This window comes from Pseudomonas rossensis (assembly GCF_039888995.1).
In the GTDB taxonomy this organism is placed as follows: domain Bacteria; phylum Pseudomonadota; class Gammaproteobacteria; order Pseudomonadales; family Pseudomonadaceae; genus Aquipseudomonas; species Aquipseudomonas rossensis.
Window position 1 is genome coordinate 1 of the sequence record NZ_JBBWCB010000123.1, and the last position, 16022, is coordinate 16022.

Consider the following 16022-nt stretch of genomic DNA (forward strand, 5'->3'; position numbering starts at 1 on the left):
ACACTTTTTCGACTTTGGCGTCGGGGCGCATCATGACGGACTGGCTCCAGAAAGAAATCGGGAGCACAGCATCGGACATCAGGTTTCGGCTTGGAATGTGGGCTTCATGGAGCGCTTACGATTAATCAAGGACTGGCAGATTTTACATAGCAACGCAGACGTTAAAACGGTGCCTGCGTTTTTACACCGCTTGGACTCTAAGCGGACTCTGGCGAAGGGTGGCAATCGGTGAGTCGCAGATGTAAGTCTGTTCAAATCCTTGAGGTAAAGGGATGCTTGGCAAAACGAGTGAAGACGGAGAAGAGCGAGTGGATTTGCTAGACCATTTTCGTCAACGAAAGGACTACGCCAGACTGCGCATCGCGGAACTACGTGGCAATCAGGAGCTTTGCTTCGCTGTGGCCGGGCTGTCCGTCCAGTGCAGCAGATACGACTTTTCCAACATAGCAGTGCTCAGAGAAGTGAAATATCCACCAGGCGAGATAGAACTAGCACGAGCGCTGAGCAACAAATCATTACTGAGCGCAGTTGCACGTCACATGCCTGCTGTGACTCATGAACTCGCGATGGTGTGTTATGGAGATATATTCGATCAGCCGAACATTCGGCCTAGAGCGTTGTAGCGACACTAGCGGAGTGAGCGTAACACGCCACACCCTCTAGGATATTCGATCTGCGTCGCGACACGGCTTGCAGCCTGTGGCGGAGGATAACCCTCCGCAAGCTGTTGGTGATAGCGGGCGTTGGTCTGGGGGCATAACCGCCTTGGCTACTGCTATCCATCGCTCTCGTTGATCTGTGTAGGGCTTTTTCCTGGGTAGGAGTTTGTTTGCATCTGGCCTTTCCGGAGCTCATTGGAACGCCATACCGTTTATTGCTAAAGCGTGAGGACGATGTAGCTGTCTGAAAACGGCAAGGTTTATAGTTTCACGCGTCCGCCGTTCGCCACAAAATCCCTTAGCTGTCAGTTCACGCAGCAACAATCCCGTTTCTTTCGATCAGTATTTGAGAAGGTCGTTTGGTCGCCCGACATGTGTCCTTGCAGTGCAGCGATCTGCGACTGCGCGTGAGCGACAGGAGACGCTCCACTGAAAACAAGCCAGGACACGAGCTCGGGATCTTTGACTGACGTGAATCGTGCCAGGTCAGCAAGGTTCTCCCGCGCGAGTGCAACACGCTTCAGATGCCTTTTGAGCTTGTCTGGTTTGCCCTTTATGTCTTCACCCTGATACTCGGAGAGCTGGGAAGCGACTTCTGAGTAGTTTCGCGCAAGTGAAAGGTCCTTACATTCGACTATGAGCACTTGGTTGCGGTCCGGACGCCAAGCAAACAGATCAATATCGCCTGGGTCTGTTGGCAGATTTCGCCTCAGTATCTCCGGGAAGCCGATGCCGCGCCGAACAGTCCATCCTGCGTCGAGCAATTCTTTTTCTAAGGACTTTTCGAAAGTGTGTCCCTCCCGAGCTTCCCCCAGCCATTTGTCCCTCATCCCCTCAGTCCGGAAGAATTGAAGTGGGATAAATAGCAGATCTTGGTCGAACGCGGTCGTCTGCAAGCGGGAGGCTGCTATTGGCCGAGGCTGTGTAAAAACGTTTTTCAGCGCGACAGGTACCGGACTGATTCTCAATGAAACCTGCTCCTCGCTGGCCGCAAAAGCGATTGCCAACGCGCTTTTGCTTGATTCACAAGAGAAGCTGATCTGGCATTGGAGGGACGACAGCACATGGCGGTGGGTTGCTAATCTGCTACGGGAGCATGGTGAGGCCGGCTCCGCGATGGAGGCTGAACGGCGCGCCATCTTGAGTTCTGTTGGCAAGCACCGCCGGCGCGAGTGAGTGGTTTAAGCTCTACGCTGCAGGCATTCACCAATTCTGCATAATCATCCGCGCCAAGGGTGCCGAAACGAGTAGGTCAGAGGCTAGCGGAGGAACGAGCTGCACTAATCTGCCGTGGATGTTTGGCATTCAGAATCGAACAAACAGCGTCTGCCTCTGCCCTGACCTTGAACACGCCATGCTCTTGCTAGCTGAGCCTCCTTCGACGAGATCAACGACTCTGTATCGCTTAGTGCCATCTTCCATTCCGGTGGTCTCGATGACTCTGAATCGTGGGTGCATGGTGCGTTCCCTGCTTAAGAATGGTGTTCTAGAAGTACCGGTATGACTCCATGATTTCAACAATTATGCAGGACTGAGCTGCGACAATTTATGACAGCGCGTCGTGACTCTCATTTCCCCAACCACTGAGCAACAGGCGCGCATCGTTGGTAACACTTGCCGCCCGACATCAATGATGTAGCGTTCACCGAGGCCTAATGAGGCAAATGTCTTTCGATCCTCGTCGAGCAACTCTTGAACTCCTCACAAAACTATGTGCCGTTAGGGTCAAAAGCGGGGCTGGTACGATTTCAGCTCAAAATTAATTCTTGATATTTCTTGGAGGTCGTCTTGAATTCAAAAGGGGAGTTGATCGACTACTGCCCAAACTAGAAGGATGCGTCCGATGCGATTCCAGTCTCTCTTTGCAGCCTGGATGGCAAGCCTGACCTTCGTTGGCACCGCCGCGGCCGCCACGGACAACATACTCCTTTGCATCCGCGGAAAATCCTTCGAACCGGGGCGGGAATTCCTACAGACGCGGCAGCTCAAATTTCATTCGGACGGACCAGATCTTGGTGACCTATTGCCGCTGATGGCAAGCCGCGCCGCTCGAGAGAAACTGTGGCCGGAGCTAAAGCCTGAAGAGGTCCATGTTGCCCCTTTCAATGAACAACTCTGCGGCAATGAACCGATGGCCGAGCTTACCGTCAGTTATGTGGCGGACGATCTGGTCGCGATTCAGAATGAACGTAGCCGGGGACCGGGTGATCAACCTCGGCTCAATGCAGTCGCTCTACAGTCCGATGCACAACCTGCTCCGACTCGGGCTCCCCCCCTCGGCACGCCATCTGATGCCCGGCGTCATGACTGGCAGCGTCTTTATTTTGTGACCACTCGCCAACCAACAGGAAACGACACTGCGGACCAAGCCTTTGGTACGGCTCGAAGCGATGAACTGAGTTTCGGCACAGTAGAAGTCTCCATCCCTGCTGATCACCGTTGGGCGAAGCTGGAAAGCCCTTCACTGCTTCGCTTAGAGTGGGATACCGATCTGAATCGTCATGTGAAGCTGGCCGCCACCTTCGAGACATTGTCGGTAGCAAATTGGAAGGAAGACTTGGCTCGTCAGGCAACTGCCTTCGACAAGGGTGGTGTGCTGCTCTTTGTGCACGGTTACAACACATCCTTCGCGGCAGCCGCCGAGCGTGCCGCGCAGCTTGCCTACGATCTTGCCTTCCCCGGTCCTACAGTGCTGTTCAGTTGGCCGTCGGATGGCAACGTGCTGACTTACGTCCGTGACGAGGAACAAGCCCGTATAGCCTGGCGACAGATGGCGGAGGTACTGAATCACCTAACCCGCCTCAACGCTGGTGTGCCTGTATATGTGGTTGCTCACAGCATGGGCAATCGGGTGCTTACGCAGGGACTCGCCGAATTGTTAAGTAAGCGCCCCGGAGCCGATCGGGCCTTCCGCCAAGTCGTGTTGGCCTCACCGGATATTGGCGAGGAGGAGTTCCGTCAGCGCTGGGTTAACGAACTCAATAGCGCGAGCGCGCCTCGCTTTACACTCTATGCGTCCAACCAGGATATCCCGGTATCGCTCTCAGCTTGGCTCCATGGGGAAAGACGCCTTGGCTCCGGTGGGCAGGACATTGCTGTCCTGCCCCCTCTCGACTCCATTGATGCTAGTGCGATCACTGAGGAATGGTTCGGTTTGTCGCACAGCTACTTTGGTGACAACGACACTGTGATGAGTGATCTCTTTCTCGTCATCCACCAAGGACTGGAGCCGGCGCAGCGGCCGCGCTTGGTTAAAACGAGGGGGAGCCGCGGCGAATATTGGGATTTCAAGCGATGAAGCTGAAGGGCTTGAGGTTGAGGATGCTACTGCCCTTTATTGCCTTGGCTAGCACGGCGTTTGCGCTGGCCGATGTAGAAGAACTCAATCAGCAGGTCGAGCTTCTCTTCAACGAGGGTAAATATACTGATGCGATCGACGTCGCACATCAGGCTCTTGCCGAAGCAGAGATAACATACGGTAGGGAGAACCTGAATACGGCGAGGAGCCTGAACAATTTGGCCGCTTTGTACATGTCGGTGGGGCGTTACGATGACGCTTTGCCATTGTTTAAGCGGGTGCTGGCGATCCGGGAAAAAGCGTTAGGGCCGGAGAATCCCTCTACTGCGACGATCCTTAACAACTTGGCCGAGTTGTATCGGAAGATGGAGCGTTATGACGAAGCCTTGCCACTGTATCAACGAGCACTGGTGATCCGTGAGGCAGTGTTCGGTCCGGAGCACCCGAACACGGCAAGGATTCTTAACAATCTGGCCCTGTGTTATCGAGGAATGGGGAGAAATGATGATGCCTTACCCCTATACCAACGGGCGCTAGCAATCGGAGAAGCAGCAGACCCGGAGCATCCGGACACGGCGACGAGTCAATACAATTTGGCCGCGATGTACGAATCAATGGGGCGTTACGAAGAGGCCTTGCCACTGTACCAACGAGCGTTGGCAATCCAAGAGTCAACGTATGGCCCACAGCACCCCAAAACGGCGTCAATCCTGAATAACTTAGGCGCATTATATTTAGAAATGGGCCGTTACGATGAGGCCTTACCGCTATACCAGCGGGCGCTCGCAATCCAAGAGGTTTCGTTGGGGCCGGAGCATCTGGTTACGTTAATGACTCTTAACAACTTGGCTACGTTATACAAATCGATAGGTCGCTATGATGCTGCCTTACCCCTGTTCCAGCGGTCGCTGGCAAGCCGAGAAAAAACATTAGGCCCGGAGCACCCGGACACGGCGACGAGTCTTGATAACCTGGCCGAGTTGTACCGCGTAACGGGGCATTTTGATGAGGCTTTACCGTTGTATCTGCGGGCGCTTGTGATCCAGAAAAAGGTGTTGGGCCCCGAGCATATGGGCACGATGACAACAGTGAACAATCTGGCCGCATTATATAAATCAGCACACCGATACGACCTGGCGTTACCACTTTTTCAGCAGGTGCTAGCGATCACTGAAAAAAAAATGGGGCCAGAGCATGTGGATACAGCGACGAGTCTGAACAACTTAGCCGAGTTGTATTGGTCGATGGGCCGTTACAACGAAGCCTTGCAGCTGTTACGGAGGGCTGTCCGTATAGTCGCAGTGACCAACATCAACGATCCTAAGCGAAACCACGTTGCGATCTACGAACTTGCAAGCTTCACGGCCAATCTCGCTGCTGCATTGCAGGAACAACGGAAAGAGGGGGCTCTCGATGAAGCTATTTTTTACTACAAGCTATCGGTAAACACTCGCCAACGCATGCGGACAGGGACCCTTAACTTTGATCCAACGACTCGGGAAACTTTCACAAAGCTGGTGGGGGGGCCGTATCATCAACTTTCCGCACTGCTTATCGAGCGTGGCCGGATCGCCGAGGCGGAACGGGTGTTGCTACTCCTGAAAGAGTCGGAGTTGACCGAATACCTGCGTCGAAATGGTGATTCAGGTTCGACGCAGGAAGGTTTGGCCTGGACGATTGAGGAAGAGTCGTACCGCCAGGATCTGCAAAAGGTAGCAAACGAGTGGCGTGATTTTGAGCACCGCCGTTTGGCCGTGATGAAGGATGTCAAGCGCGGCAAACTTTCGGAGACCGGGCCAGAGATATCGGAACTGGATGCGCAGCGGGTTCAACTCGACACTCGGACTCGAAACATCATGTCTGACTCCTCGCGGCGATTTATCGATGCTAGCCAGCGAGCAAACGAGCGGCGTCTGCAGGTTTTTGACTATGCCCGCACTGAACTATCCACCAAACTCACCGAGTTGCGAGAGCGGGGAGATGGTGGTCTGCACACGGTCGGCTTGCTGCTGCTGCCAAGTGAGCGCGGGCTGACGTTGATCGTCACCACCGAACAGGGCGCCGTGCCGCTGATGGTCAAAATTTCGGAGGCAGAGCTAAATACGCAGGTGAAGGCCCTGCGAGAGGCGATCCTGGATCGCAAGGATTACCGAGCTCCGGCCAAGATTCTTTATGAAAAATTAATCGCGCCGGCCGAAGCACAGCTAGGGAGTGAGGTCGGTATCCGACATTGGGCGATCCTGCCCTTTGGTAATTTGCGGGCGGTGCCTTTCGCAGCGTTGATGCTCCCGGACGGGACGCACCTCATAGAACACGACTCAGTGACGGTCCTGACCGCGGATGGTACCGGAAAACTTGAAGGTCTCGAGACTTCAACGCGTGACACCTGGCGTGGCGTGGCATTAGGGGCGTCTCAGGCCGATTCTGAGTTTGGCAGCGTAGCGCTGCCCGGAATTCGACGCGAGATCTGCGGCGTGATCCGCGACAAGCCCGGCGTGGATTGCCGAGCAGATGAGGGCATGATCGGCGGCAAGCGTTACCTTGATGCAGCCTTTACACCTGAGGTTTTGCAACGTCTTCTCGGCCCCGACAGCGATGGCGCCAGCTTCATGCACATTGCGACGCATTTTAAGGTCGAGAAGTCGCTGCTGCTGTTAGGAGACGGTAGCAAACTCACGACCGGGCAGATTCTCAGCTGGACGCCGCGACTTGGTAAATATGACCTAATCGTTTTGTCCGCCTGTGATTCCGGGGTGAGTGAAGGAGCAGTCGAATCGCTCGGAGGCATGCTCCGTTCAAAGGGCGCCAAGGCCGTGCTCGCCACCCTGTGGCCGGTGGCCGACGTAGGCGCTGCACCGCTGATGGTTGAGTTCTATCGCCAGCGGGGCGAGAAGCGGGTAATAAGCAAAGCAGCCGCACTAAGAGAAGCGCAGTTGGCTATGTTGAAGGGGAACATCAAGGACGAGACTGGTACTGTCGATATGCGCCATCCTTACTTTTGGGCGCCTTACGTACTAATGGGAAACTGGTTGTGAGTGTTGCGCGGGACGTCATCCAATACAGCAATGACTTTACACTTCGGCTTGGCTATCAAATTGCTCTGCTGCTGGAAACCTGGTCAGGAAGGCCTGCAACGGCGCAGTACACGATTGAGTGCTACGTCTTGCTGGCGCGGAATCCTGTCGGCTTTCGTAATAAATGCAATTTTTTGCAAATGGCTGCGACAAAAAAACAGCTCAAGGCGGGCAGGCGGTATGGCTGATCAAGTGCGGTACTTCGATCGCGCTTTACCCCAAAATCAGTTCTACGGGGCAAATTACTGGTTTTAGGTCCGTAAATACCTAATGTGTGGTCCAGGAGGTTAGGCTGACGCTTTCTACCTAACTATGGGTAACAAAAGCTAGGGCTCGTTGGATAACACGGTGAGGCCCTTTCCAAGAGAATTAAATCTGTCGCTTAGGAGTTAAAGCTCTCACCAATCAAGTCCAGCCAAGTATCCGTGCACTCCAGCTGATGGATTTACCACGATCAATCGGCAACTGAAATTTGGCGCTGAGGGAAAATCGCGGGAAAACCGACTAGAGTCATTTTGACATCAGTTCATCCCCCAAACACAGCGGCTTCACGGAGGAAACAATGCGCATCATCTGGCAATTAGGCTTAACGATGCTGTCCGCGCTGCTACTACCCTTGGCCATGACCGCTTGTACGTCAACCAAGCGGGTCATGACCCCATATGAGCAGGCGCTGTCGGTGGATAGCAGTAATGCCGTGAAATTCCACAGCATGCTCTATTTTCCGTCCGGCACTGCGTTGCACTTTCCCGGTTACGTGGTGGCAATGGAAAAGAGTCCGCAGAAGATCATCGGCGGGCCGAAGGTCAAGAAGAACGTGGACTTCTTCCACGCCGACGCCTCCTACTTCGAGGGTGAAGAGGACACCCGCTACAACACCGTCCACCAGATCTCACGCTTTCAGACGAAAGATCCCAAGTCGATGTTCGTCTCTCACATTCTAAAGAATGGCGTTTTGATGGATGAAAGCGTACCGGGCGAGCCGTACTTGGCGAAAACCCATTGCTTCGTCTACAACGCCTATGCCGCCGACGCTCTGGCCGGGGTCCGCGAGGACTATGACCTGAAAAAGATCAACGACTGGCATGCCTGCACGACCGCGCGCAATCTGGAAGTCACCAAGCCAGCCCTCAGTGATCTGTACAAGGAGAGCGCACAGGCACTGAAGTCGCTGGAACAGAACCTCACCCAGGACCTGACTGGATCCCGGCACACCCACATCGTCATCGTGGTCATGGGCTGGAACACCGCCCAGGACGAGGCCATTCGCAATATCAACGATATCACTGGGAACATTATGGCCGCTGCGTACGAGGCTCGTGAGGCTGGGTTCAACGGTTTGGCCACCCGCCCCAAGTCCGCGGACCTCGCCAATAGCCGCTTTCGTCCCCTGGTGATCGGCGTCACCTGGCCGTCGTTCTGGTCCAATTCCTTCACAAACTTCTTCAGCTATGGGAACAAGGCCAACGATGCCGACGAGATCGGCCTGTCGTGGCTGAACATGCTGCTCAACGAGACCGTACCCAACGCCCTTGATGCCTCGAAAAGCAAAGCCAAAGTCGTCGCCATCGGCCACAGTTTCGGTGCCCGCGCCATGACCCGTGCGCTGTTCAGTTCGCCGGCGCTCGTGCCGCAGCAGAGCCTTCCGAAAAGCCGCGTGGACCTAGCGGTAGGCTTGCAAGGAGCGGTTAGCATCAATCGCTTCATGGTGGGCAAAGGCATTGAAGGCGCACCATATCGCGATTTTGCCCAGTTGAAGAACACCCATATTGCCCTCACCGCCTCGCAATACGACGGTGCTGCTGGCGGCCCAGTGTTTTGGTACGACCCCTCCGGGTCAATCAAGTCCTGGCACCTGGCTTGTGAAACTCCGGACGCGGCCATGTCTGCCACCTTCGCCTGCTTGAAAGCCACCGATACGTCCGCCTCGCCCAAAGGCCACTTCAGCCTGTGCATGACAGGTGACAGCCGTTGCTCGGCATCATCGCTGATCCAGGGCAAGGTTAGTTACATCGATGCCTCGGAAGGCATCAGCCAGTTCAACTCACCCGGCTCCGGCGGCGGCGCCCACAGCGATATCTACCGGCTACCCATGGGCCGGTTACTGTGGCGCCTTGTCGAGCAATACGCCTTGACGCCCTGAGGCCTTGTACGGGCGTACAAGCTCGCAAAAACGACGAATGGACTTGAATGTCGTTTTTGCGAGATTCACTGCAGCATACAGCGTTCACCCTCATTCCTCCGGTCTATACCTAAGGACCAAACCTATACACGTGGCGTATTGGTCAGTCCGGTCCAAAGGATTAGTCAGGTCGAACGCAGATAATTGGGTACCCGCCCAGCGCCAGCCAGCGGTAAGATGTACTAGTATTCCCTCAACATCGCTCAGGGACGATAACCATGCCACATAACTCAGAAGCTAGGATTACCACAGCGGACGCACTCACGTTGCTCCTGCACAACCAGCACGCCATATGTGCTGCCATAGAGGAGATCACCAAGTGGCTCTCAGAAAATGGTGAGGGAAGTGTTTCTGCTAACGCATTAGGGGCCATGGAAACGCTGGACACAAACGCTCAAGGCATCACAGATGCCATCATGCGGCTTCGGCAGTTGTAGGCATCATCAGCAAACGAGCCATTTAAAGCGCAAACCGGTAAACGGAGTTCCGTCAACAGGACTGTCTAGGCTCGAAGCTGGATGTTTACAGTTCAATATTCCTGAAATAAATTAATTTTTCTTGAAAATGACCGCTTCCTGTTTACACACATATCCCGATGCTCCGGATTGCATGCAGCGAATACCAAAAAGTGTTGGGCACTGTGCTGTTAATACCAATGTTTTCAGGCGGGTACTCATTGCGTTGAAACGGGCGAGAACTTCCAGTCCATCCAGTTTGGGAATGCTGATGTCGAGAATGACCAGGTCAGGCATGCATTCGCGAACCATCTGCATGGCGTCGACCCCATTATCAGTTTCGCCGACGACTTTGTAACCTTCATGTTCAAGCAACATTCTGACGGCAAGGCGGATGACCGGGTGATCGTCGACAATAAAAACGGAGTTCATAATCAAATCCCATACGAGCTCTAATAAAGCGCGCACCTTAGCTCAGATAGTTGAGGCGACGCATGAGCTGACGGACCTGCAGCGGCAATATAGGAACAATCCTACAGCTGAAGAAGAATGGGACTACGTATCAACTAGGTTTTTTATGAAGAAGGGTAAAGGTTGTTGATAGTTAGTCGAGAGGTTGGAAGTATTTAATTGTGAGTTTTGAGTTGGTTTCGGGCTGAATTTTTAGTGCATTTGTTATGCGATTTTTTACAATGAGGCCAAGGTCAACAAGTTTCTAAATTCGGATTGTTTCAGCGGTTTGATCAAGTACCCTAATAATGGCAGTCCGTGTTCGTTGGCCTTTTTTTCAAGTTCATCCAGTTCAGCGGATGTCAGGCTGCTTAACAGAATGGCCTGTCTAATCATCCCCCTGTGGCTGGCGAATTCGACCAGATCAAGCCCGCAGAGGTCGGGCAGACATTGATCGCACAAAAGAATATCAAACGGTTGCACAGCCTTGAGCATTTGTTTCAAGGCGCCATCTGCACTGTCGGTGGTGGTCAGTTGGGTGAAACCGTAACTCTCAAGCAGGTATTGAGTCGCCCGGAGTTGGAAGGGATGATCTTCCACTATCAAGATGCGCAGATCGTCTTTGAACATAGGAGTATTCACGCTTCTTCTGTCGAGCTGAAGGAAGCGAGATTATTTCGCGAGGTTACCGAATAATCGATCAGTTTGCTCAGCGCATGTTGTAGGGGGATTCGGCGAACGTTGAGCGCACTTGGGCTGTGAGAGGTAAATCAACCATTGCAGGCGGCGTAATGGCTGATTACCGGGGGCTCATCAGCGGCTCGAACGACCGGTCATCTCCAGCGCCATTTCGCTTGCATAGCTGTCGGTCATGCCGGCGATGAAGTCAATCATCCGTAGAAACGAGGCGTGCAATGAGCCGTGAGGATTGGGCGCACTGTTCCCCAACAGGTCGAGGACTCGACGACTCTTGAAGGACGGCGTTCGACCGTTGTGCTGTTCCAGTGCCGCGCCGCAGAAGGCGTTGAGCAGGATTTCCAGTGTGGTGTAGGCGCCGATCTCATGCAGGGTCTTGCGCTTGTCCTGGAAGATTTTTTTCCGCGCCATGTCCTTGGCGTTCAGTACGCAACGCTTGGCAGGGCCGTGCATGTGCTCCACCAGATCACCGGGCAGCGTGCCGGCCAGCAACGCGTCCTGTTGCTCGACAAAGGCCCGTGCTGCGGCATTGGTCAAGTGTTCAATGGCTTTGCCTCGCAGGATTGCCAGTTTGCGCCGGCGCGAATCCTGTGGACCAAGCTGGCGATAGGTTTCCGGCAGATCGTCACCCACAAGGTCCAGCAACAGGGACTCGACTTCGGCGTACTCCAGCAACTCCATTTCCAGACCGTCTTCCAGATCGATCAGCGCGTAACAGATGTCATCGGCAGCTTCCATCAGATACACGAGCGGATGGCGCGCCCAACGCTGTTCCTCGAGTTGCGGCAGGCCGAGTTTATGGGCGATTTGCTCCAGAAGCGGCAATTCGCTCTGATAGCAACCGAACTTGTGTTTCTTGTAGCCCAGAGAATCCGCGTGTTTTGCCGTCCATGGGTATTTCAGATAAGTACCCAGCGTGGCGTAGGTCAGCCGGGTGCCGCCGTCGAACTGGTGATATTCCAGCTGGGTGAGTACCCGGAAGCCTTGGGCATTGCCTTCGAAATTGAGGAAGTCATTGCGTTCGACTTCGCTCATTGCATCCAGCCAGCCACGACCGGCGGCTTGCTGGAACCAGTGGCGAATCGCGTCTTCGCCGGAATGGCCGAAGGGCGGATTGCCGATGTCATGGGCCAGGCAAGCCGATTGCACCACCATGCCCAGGTCGCTGGGCTCGCACCAGTCGGGCAGGGCGCTGCGGATGGTTTCTCCGACGCGCATGCCCAGCGAACGGCCGACGCAGCTGACTTCCAGCGAGTGGGTCAGGCGCGTGTGGATATGATCGTTGCTGGTGACCGGATGGACCTGGGTCTTACGCCCGAGGCGGCGAAACGCGCCCGAGAAAATGATCCGGTCGTGGTCTTTGTGGAAAGGACTGCGGCCGAGTTCTTCCGGGCTGTGCAGAGGCTTTCCGAGGCGTTCGCGAGTAAGCAGGGTTTGCCAATCCAAGGCGGGTTCTCTCCGTCAGGTGTTTGATTGCTTAAGCTTCCGGGTTCGCGTCCGGACCTGCAAGCGGAACTACAGCCCGGCGGCGTCGATATCGATGAGCAGCAGTCGTTCGCCGTGGTCGAAAAATTGCCCGGCGGTGAGGCAGTACTGGTTGCTGGTGGCATCGCGGTAAGTGTTGGAGAGCGTTAGCCTGCGTTCTTCCCAACCCTCTGCCAGCAGGTGATAGAAGTAGGGGCGCCATGACCAGTTGTGGCCCAGGTAGCGATTGTCGGCCTCCCAGCCGTTGTTGCGCCATTCAAGGTTGGGCGTCAGCTGCGTGCCGTGGCGGTCGCATTGGTAGAAGCGCAGCAGCCAGGGAAATGCATCCAGTTGTGGCAAGGCGCTGAGCGGCGCGCGGGCCTGTGCCCATGCTTGCAGGATGGTCATCAGCTCGCTGAGTTGCTGGCGCATGATCATCAGGCGACCGCGCTCATCCAGCTTCTGCTGAACATAGCGGTGACGCAGTTGCGCGAAGCGCTCGACAAAGGCGTCCGTGGCAAAGAAATCGACTTGGGCCCGGGCGAACAAAAAACCCTGAACGTAGCGCGAACCGCACTCCAGGGCAAAACTCAGTTGAGCCTCGGTTTCCACCCCTTCGGCGATGATCCAGCAACCGGTTTTTTCCGCCATTTGCGCCAGAGCCTTGACCACGTCGCTGCTCGGTCCACCTAACGCAGCGGCCTGGAACAGGCGCATGTCGAGTTTGAGAATGTCCGGTTGCAGCGCGAGTACGCGATCAAGTTGAGAGTATCCGGCACCGAAGTCATCGATGGCGATCCTCGCGCCGGCCAATCTGTACCGTGCCACGACGTCGGCCAGGCGCTGAATATCGCCTCCCAATTCGGTGATCTCGAAGACAATGCGTTGCGGATCGACGTTGTGCCTGCTCAATTGCTTGAGGCTCGGTAGAGCCTGGCCCGGCCGCAAGCGGTTGATCCAGCGTGGCGATATGTTCAGGCTCAGAAACCAGTCCGAGTCCGCTTCATGTAGACGGCTCAGCGCGTTATCGCGGATCTGGCGATCCAGGCGACGCAGCGCGATGGCGGGCGTTCGCGGGTCGGCGAACAGCGGCCCCACCGAGGTCAGTTGACCGTCGGCCTGGCGCAATCTTCCCAGTGCCTCGACACCAGCGATACGGCCGGTGGCGGTATCGATGAATGGCTGAAAACAGGCGAGCGGTTGCCCGTCGATCACGGGGCCTCCTTGGTCAGGTCTTGTTATTGGATAAAACCTGTTCACCGGGTAGGCACGCAGGATTGAACCCCTCGATAAAGAGGTTCAATCCCGATGTTGCAAGAATGCAGCCAGATAACGGCCTTAGTGGTGACGCGAAGAGCCTTGCATGACCAGCTTGATCAATGGCCCCAGCGTGGCGCCCAGACGAACCAGTCGAGTGAGGCTGCTGACGCCACCGCTCTTGGCGCCCTTACCCGTCAGAAAGCCCAGCAAGGTCACGGCGGCCACGCCCCAGAGCGGTGCGTGCTTGATGCCGAAACCATCCTGCAGGTTTTGCGTCATCCCGCGCACGCGCTGCAAAGGTTGCAGCAATTGTGCGGATTCATGTCGGATTTCCTGACGATGCATTTCCATGCGCAGGCGGATCAGTGCCTTGCGCATTTCGGTGCGCGAGCTGTTGTGAGGCAGTTCAGGCAGGCTCATGGCAGCAGACGCTCCCGATCGTTGGCCAACTCTTCCAGGGTGCCGTGGAAGGGCGACGATTCATCGAAAATCGCCGCTCTCAAGCGCATCGCACAGAAAATGGCCGCAAGAGTGTAGAAAACACAGAGCCCGATGATGGCCGCCAGACGGTAGGTGTCCCAAAACAGGATCAACACCAGCGTCGACAACCCCACCAGCAACAGCAAGGCAAAAACCAGCGCCAGGCCTGCGAATAGCAACAGGCTTACCGTGCGGGCTTTTTGTTCCTGCAATTCGATGCCGAACAGTTCGACATGGCTGTGCAACAGTCCAAGAAAAGCGGCACCCAGGCGCCGCGGTGAGGAGCTTGGGCCCGTCGCGGACGAGCCGGATTCGCCGATCGCCATATCAGCGCCGAGTGGCCAGCAAGCCAAGCAGGAAACCCACGCCGGCCGCGATCCCGACCGATTGCCATGGGTTGGCCTGGACGTAGTCTTCGGTGGCGGTAACGGCGGCCTTGCTGCGTTCGCGCAAGGAGTCTTCGGTCAACTTCAAGGTTTCGCGCGCACGCAGCAGACTGTCGTGGATTTGCTCGCGCAACTCATCAGCCTGATCGCCGGCCAACGTTGCGGTGTGTTCCAGCAAGCGTTCGGTGTCGCTGACCAGAGTCTGAAAATCATTCATCAGGATTTCTTGAGCAGTCTTTGCCTTGATGCTGGCCATGGGTGGATCTCCGTAAGTGGCTTCTGAAGCGTTCGAGTATGAGCCTTGCGCGAAGGTTCAGTACAAATGACTGGTACAACTTTTGCTATGTCGTGGTGCGTCTGCCTGTGCCGTTGCGCTGTTGCTGGGCAGGATTCGAGCAAAACCTTATCTCAAATAATGAAAACTCGCGCAAAGGTTCCAACCTTGTGCGCCAAAGTGGCTCATCGGGATCAATCTGCTGATCCCGGCAAGTCGCAACTTGGTGCATGAATTGTCTGCGCGAACTGCTTTGGTGCTTTTTTAGCCTTCAGGTCTGCCCACCCCATGGAAAATCTGCAAAGCGCTGTGGACAGTCTGGTCCATAGCTCCAATACGTTGTTCATTCTGATCGGCGCGGTCATGGTGCTGGCGATGCACGCCGGTTTCGCCTTTCTTGAAGTCGGCACGGTTCGACAAAAGAACCAGGTCAATGCCTTGTCGAAGATTCTCAGCGACTTCGCCATTTCGACCCTGGCCTACTTCTTTATAGGCTATTGGATTTCCTATGGGGTGACCTTCATGCAACCGGCGGCTGTGATCAATGCTGATCATGGCTATGGGCTGGTGAAGTTTTTCTTTCTGCTGACCTTTGCTGCGGCGATACCCGCGATCATTTCCGGCGGCATCGCCGAGCGTGCCCGGTTTGTCCCGCAGTTGTGCGCGACGGCACTGATCGTGGCATTCATCTATCCGTTCTTCGAGGGCATGATCTGGAACGGCAACTTTGGCCTGCAAGCCTGGTTGCTGGAGCACTTTGGCGCCAGCTTCCATGATTTCGCCGGCTCGGTGGTGGTTCACGCCATGGGCGGTTGGCTGGCTCTGGCGGCGGTGTTGTTGCTCGGGCCGCGCAATGGTCGTTATCGCGAAGGGCGACTGGTGGCGTTCGCGCCGTCGAGCATTCCCTTTTTGGCGCTGGGGTCGTGGATCCTGATCGTTGGCTGGTTCGGTTTCAACGTGATGAGCGCGCAAACCCTGCAAGGTGTCAGCGGGCTGGTGGCGGTGAACTCGTTGATGGCCATGGTCGGCGGTACCGTGGCGGCGCTGATCGTCGGGCGCAATGACCCGGGTTTTCTGCATAACGGCCCGCTGGCCGGGCTGGTGGCGATCTGCGCCGGTTCCGATCTGATGCATCCGGTAGGCGCGCTGATCACTGGCGTCATCGCCGGCGCATTGTTTGTCTGGTGCTTCACTGCGGCTCAAGTCAAATGGCGCATCGACGATGTGCTGGGAGTTTGGCCGTTACATGGTTTGTGTGGCGTCTGGGGCGGAATCGCCTGCGGCATTTTCGGCCAAAGCGCGTGGGGTGGGCTGGGCGGCGTGAGTCTGATCAGCCAGTTGATC

The 16022-nt window shown here is 55.6% G+C and carries 14 protein-coding genes and 1 pseudogene; 7 read left to right on the top strand and 8 right to left on the bottom strand.

All coding sequences use genetic code 11. The annotated features are described in order from the left end of the window. A partial coding sequence (locus tag WLY71_RS24235; RefSeq protein ID WP_347805569.1) for a hypothetical protein occupies positions 1–232 on the top strand: 232 nt, incomplete at its 5' end. Positions 233–964: 732 nt separating this feature from the next. Here WLY71_RS24235 and WLY71_RS24240 read toward each other — a convergent pair. Beyond that, positions 965–1666, bottom strand: coding sequence for a hypothetical protein (locus WLY71_RS24240; RefSeq protein WP_347805570.1), 702 nt, complete (start codon positions 1664–1666; stop codon positions 965–967). 836 nt (positions 1667–2502) lie between these two features. On the opposite strand from WLY71_RS24240, the gene WLY71_RS24245 reads away from it, so the two are divergent. The 5 genes from WLY71_RS24245 (at position 2503) to WLY71_RS24265 (ending at position 9650) form a co-directional block, all read left to right on the top strand. Then, positions 2503–3957 carry an alpha/beta hydrolase gene (locus WLY71_RS24245; RefSeq protein ID WP_347805571.1) on the top strand — a complete coding sequence of 485 codons (1455 nt, stop codon included), beginning with the start codon at positions 2503–2505 and terminating at the stop codon, positions 3955–3957. Beyond that, the gene (locus tag WLY71_RS24250) at positions 3954–6992 is read left to right on the top strand and encodes a CHAT domain-containing tetratricopeptide repeat protein (protein ID WP_347805572.1); all 3039 of its coding nucleotides are present in this window, start codon (positions 3954–3956) and stop codon (positions 6990–6992) included. The genes WLY71_RS24245 and WLY71_RS24250 overlap by 4 nt, the downstream gene beginning before the upstream one ends. Then, complete coding sequence (locus tag WLY71_RS24255; RefSeq protein ID WP_347805573.1) at positions 6989–7219, top strand: hypothetical protein; 231 nt, start codon at positions 6989–6991, stop codon at positions 7217–7219. The genes WLY71_RS24250 and WLY71_RS24255 overlap by 4 nt, the downstream gene beginning before the upstream one ends. Before the next feature lie 374 nt (positions 7220–7593). Continuing rightward, on the top strand, positions 7594–9174 hold the full coding sequence (locus WLY71_RS24260) for an alpha/beta hydrolase (protein WP_347805574.1): 1581 nt from the start codon (positions 7594–7596) through the stop codon (positions 9172–9174). A gap of 257 nt (positions 9175–9431) precedes the next feature. Further along, positions 9432–9650, top strand: a complete 219-nt coding sequence (locus tag WLY71_RS24265; RefSeq protein ID WP_347805575.1) for a hypothetical protein — start codon at positions 9432–9434, stop codon at positions 9648–9650. Between the two features lie 135 nt (positions 9651–9785). Here WLY71_RS24265 and WLY71_RS24270 read toward each other — a convergent pair. The 7 genes and pseudogenes from WLY71_RS24270 to WLY71_RS24300 all read right to left on the bottom strand — a co-directional run. After that, positions 9786–10100, bottom strand: a pseudogene (locus tag WLY71_RS24270) (response regulator); the annotation flags it as partial. Between the two features lie 255 nt (positions 10101–10355). Beyond that, complete coding sequence (locus WLY71_RS24275; RefSeq protein WP_347805576.1) at positions 10356–10748, bottom strand: response regulator; 393 nt, start codon at positions 10746–10748, stop codon at positions 10356–10358. Between the two features lie 183 nt (positions 10749–10931). Beyond that, positions 10932–12260: a deoxyguanosinetriphosphate triphosphohydrolase gene (locus WLY71_RS24280; RefSeq protein ID WP_347805577.1), complete on the bottom strand. Its 1329-nt coding sequence runs from the start codon at positions 12258–12260 to the stop codon at positions 10932–10934. 69 nt (positions 12261–12329) lie between these two features. After that, a complete protein-coding gene (locus tag WLY71_RS24285; protein ID WP_347805578.1) occupies positions 12330–13493 on the bottom strand; it encodes an EAL domain-containing protein in 1164 nt (387 codons plus the stop codon). A gap of 123 nt (positions 13494–13616) precedes the next feature. Beyond that, the gene (locus WLY71_RS24290; RefSeq protein ID WP_140683436.1) at positions 13617–13958 is read right to left on the bottom strand and encodes a hypothetical protein; all 342 of its coding nucleotides are present in this window, start codon (positions 13956–13958) and stop codon (positions 13617–13619) included. Then, the gene (locus WLY71_RS24295; protein WP_008145878.1) at positions 13955–14344 is read right to left on the bottom strand and encodes a phage holin family protein; all 390 of its coding nucleotides are present in this window, start codon (positions 14342–14344) and stop codon (positions 13955–13957) included. Before WLY71_RS24295 ends, WLY71_RS24290 begins: the two co-directional genes overlap by 4 nt. Before the next feature lies 1 nt (position 14345). After that, positions 14346–14660, bottom strand: coding sequence for an ElaB/YgaM/YqjD family protein (locus tag WLY71_RS24300; RefSeq protein WP_046049174.1), 315 nt, complete (start codon positions 14658–14660; stop codon positions 14346–14348). A gap of 306 nt (positions 14661–14966) precedes the next feature. Here WLY71_RS24300 and WLY71_RS24305 point away from each other — a divergent pair. Beyond that, the coding region (locus WLY71_RS24305; RefSeq protein ID WP_347805579.1) for an ammonium transporter at positions 14967–16022 on the top strand (1056 nt) is incomplete at its 3' end.

Excerpts from the sequence above, each read along its gene's own strand:
- WLY71_RS24265 (WP_347805575.1), top strand. The coding sequence starts at position 9,432 with ATGCCACATAACTCAGAAGCTAGGATTACCACAGCGGACGCACTCACG.
- WLY71_RS24245 (WP_347805571.1), top strand. The coding sequence starts at position 2,503 with ATGCGATTCCAGTCTCTCTTTGCAGCCTGGATGGCAAGCCTGACCTTC.
- WLY71_RS24250 (WP_347805572.1), top strand. The coding sequence starts at position 3,954 with ATGAAGCTGAAGGGCTTGAGGTTGAGGATGCTACTGCCCTTTATTGCC.
- WLY71_RS24300 (WP_046049174.1), bottom strand. The coding sequence starts at position 14,660 with ATGGCCAGCATCAAGGCAAAGACTGCTCAAGAAATCCTGATGAATGAT.
- WLY71_RS24275 (WP_347805576.1), bottom strand. The coding sequence starts at position 10,748 with ATGTTCAAAGACGATCTGCGCATCTTGATAGTGGAAGATCATCCCTTC.
- WLY71_RS24290 (WP_140683436.1), bottom strand. The coding sequence starts at position 13,958 with ATGAGCCTGCCTGAACTGCCTCACAACAGCTCGCGCACCGAAATGCGC.
- WLY71_RS24260 (WP_347805574.1), top strand. The coding sequence starts at position 7,594 with ATGCGCATCATCTGGCAATTAGGCTTAACGATGCTGTCCGCGCTGCTA.
- WLY71_RS24295 (WP_008145878.1), bottom strand. The coding sequence starts at position 14,344 with ATGGCGATCGGCGAATCCGGCTCGTCCGCGACGGGCCCAAGCTCCTCA.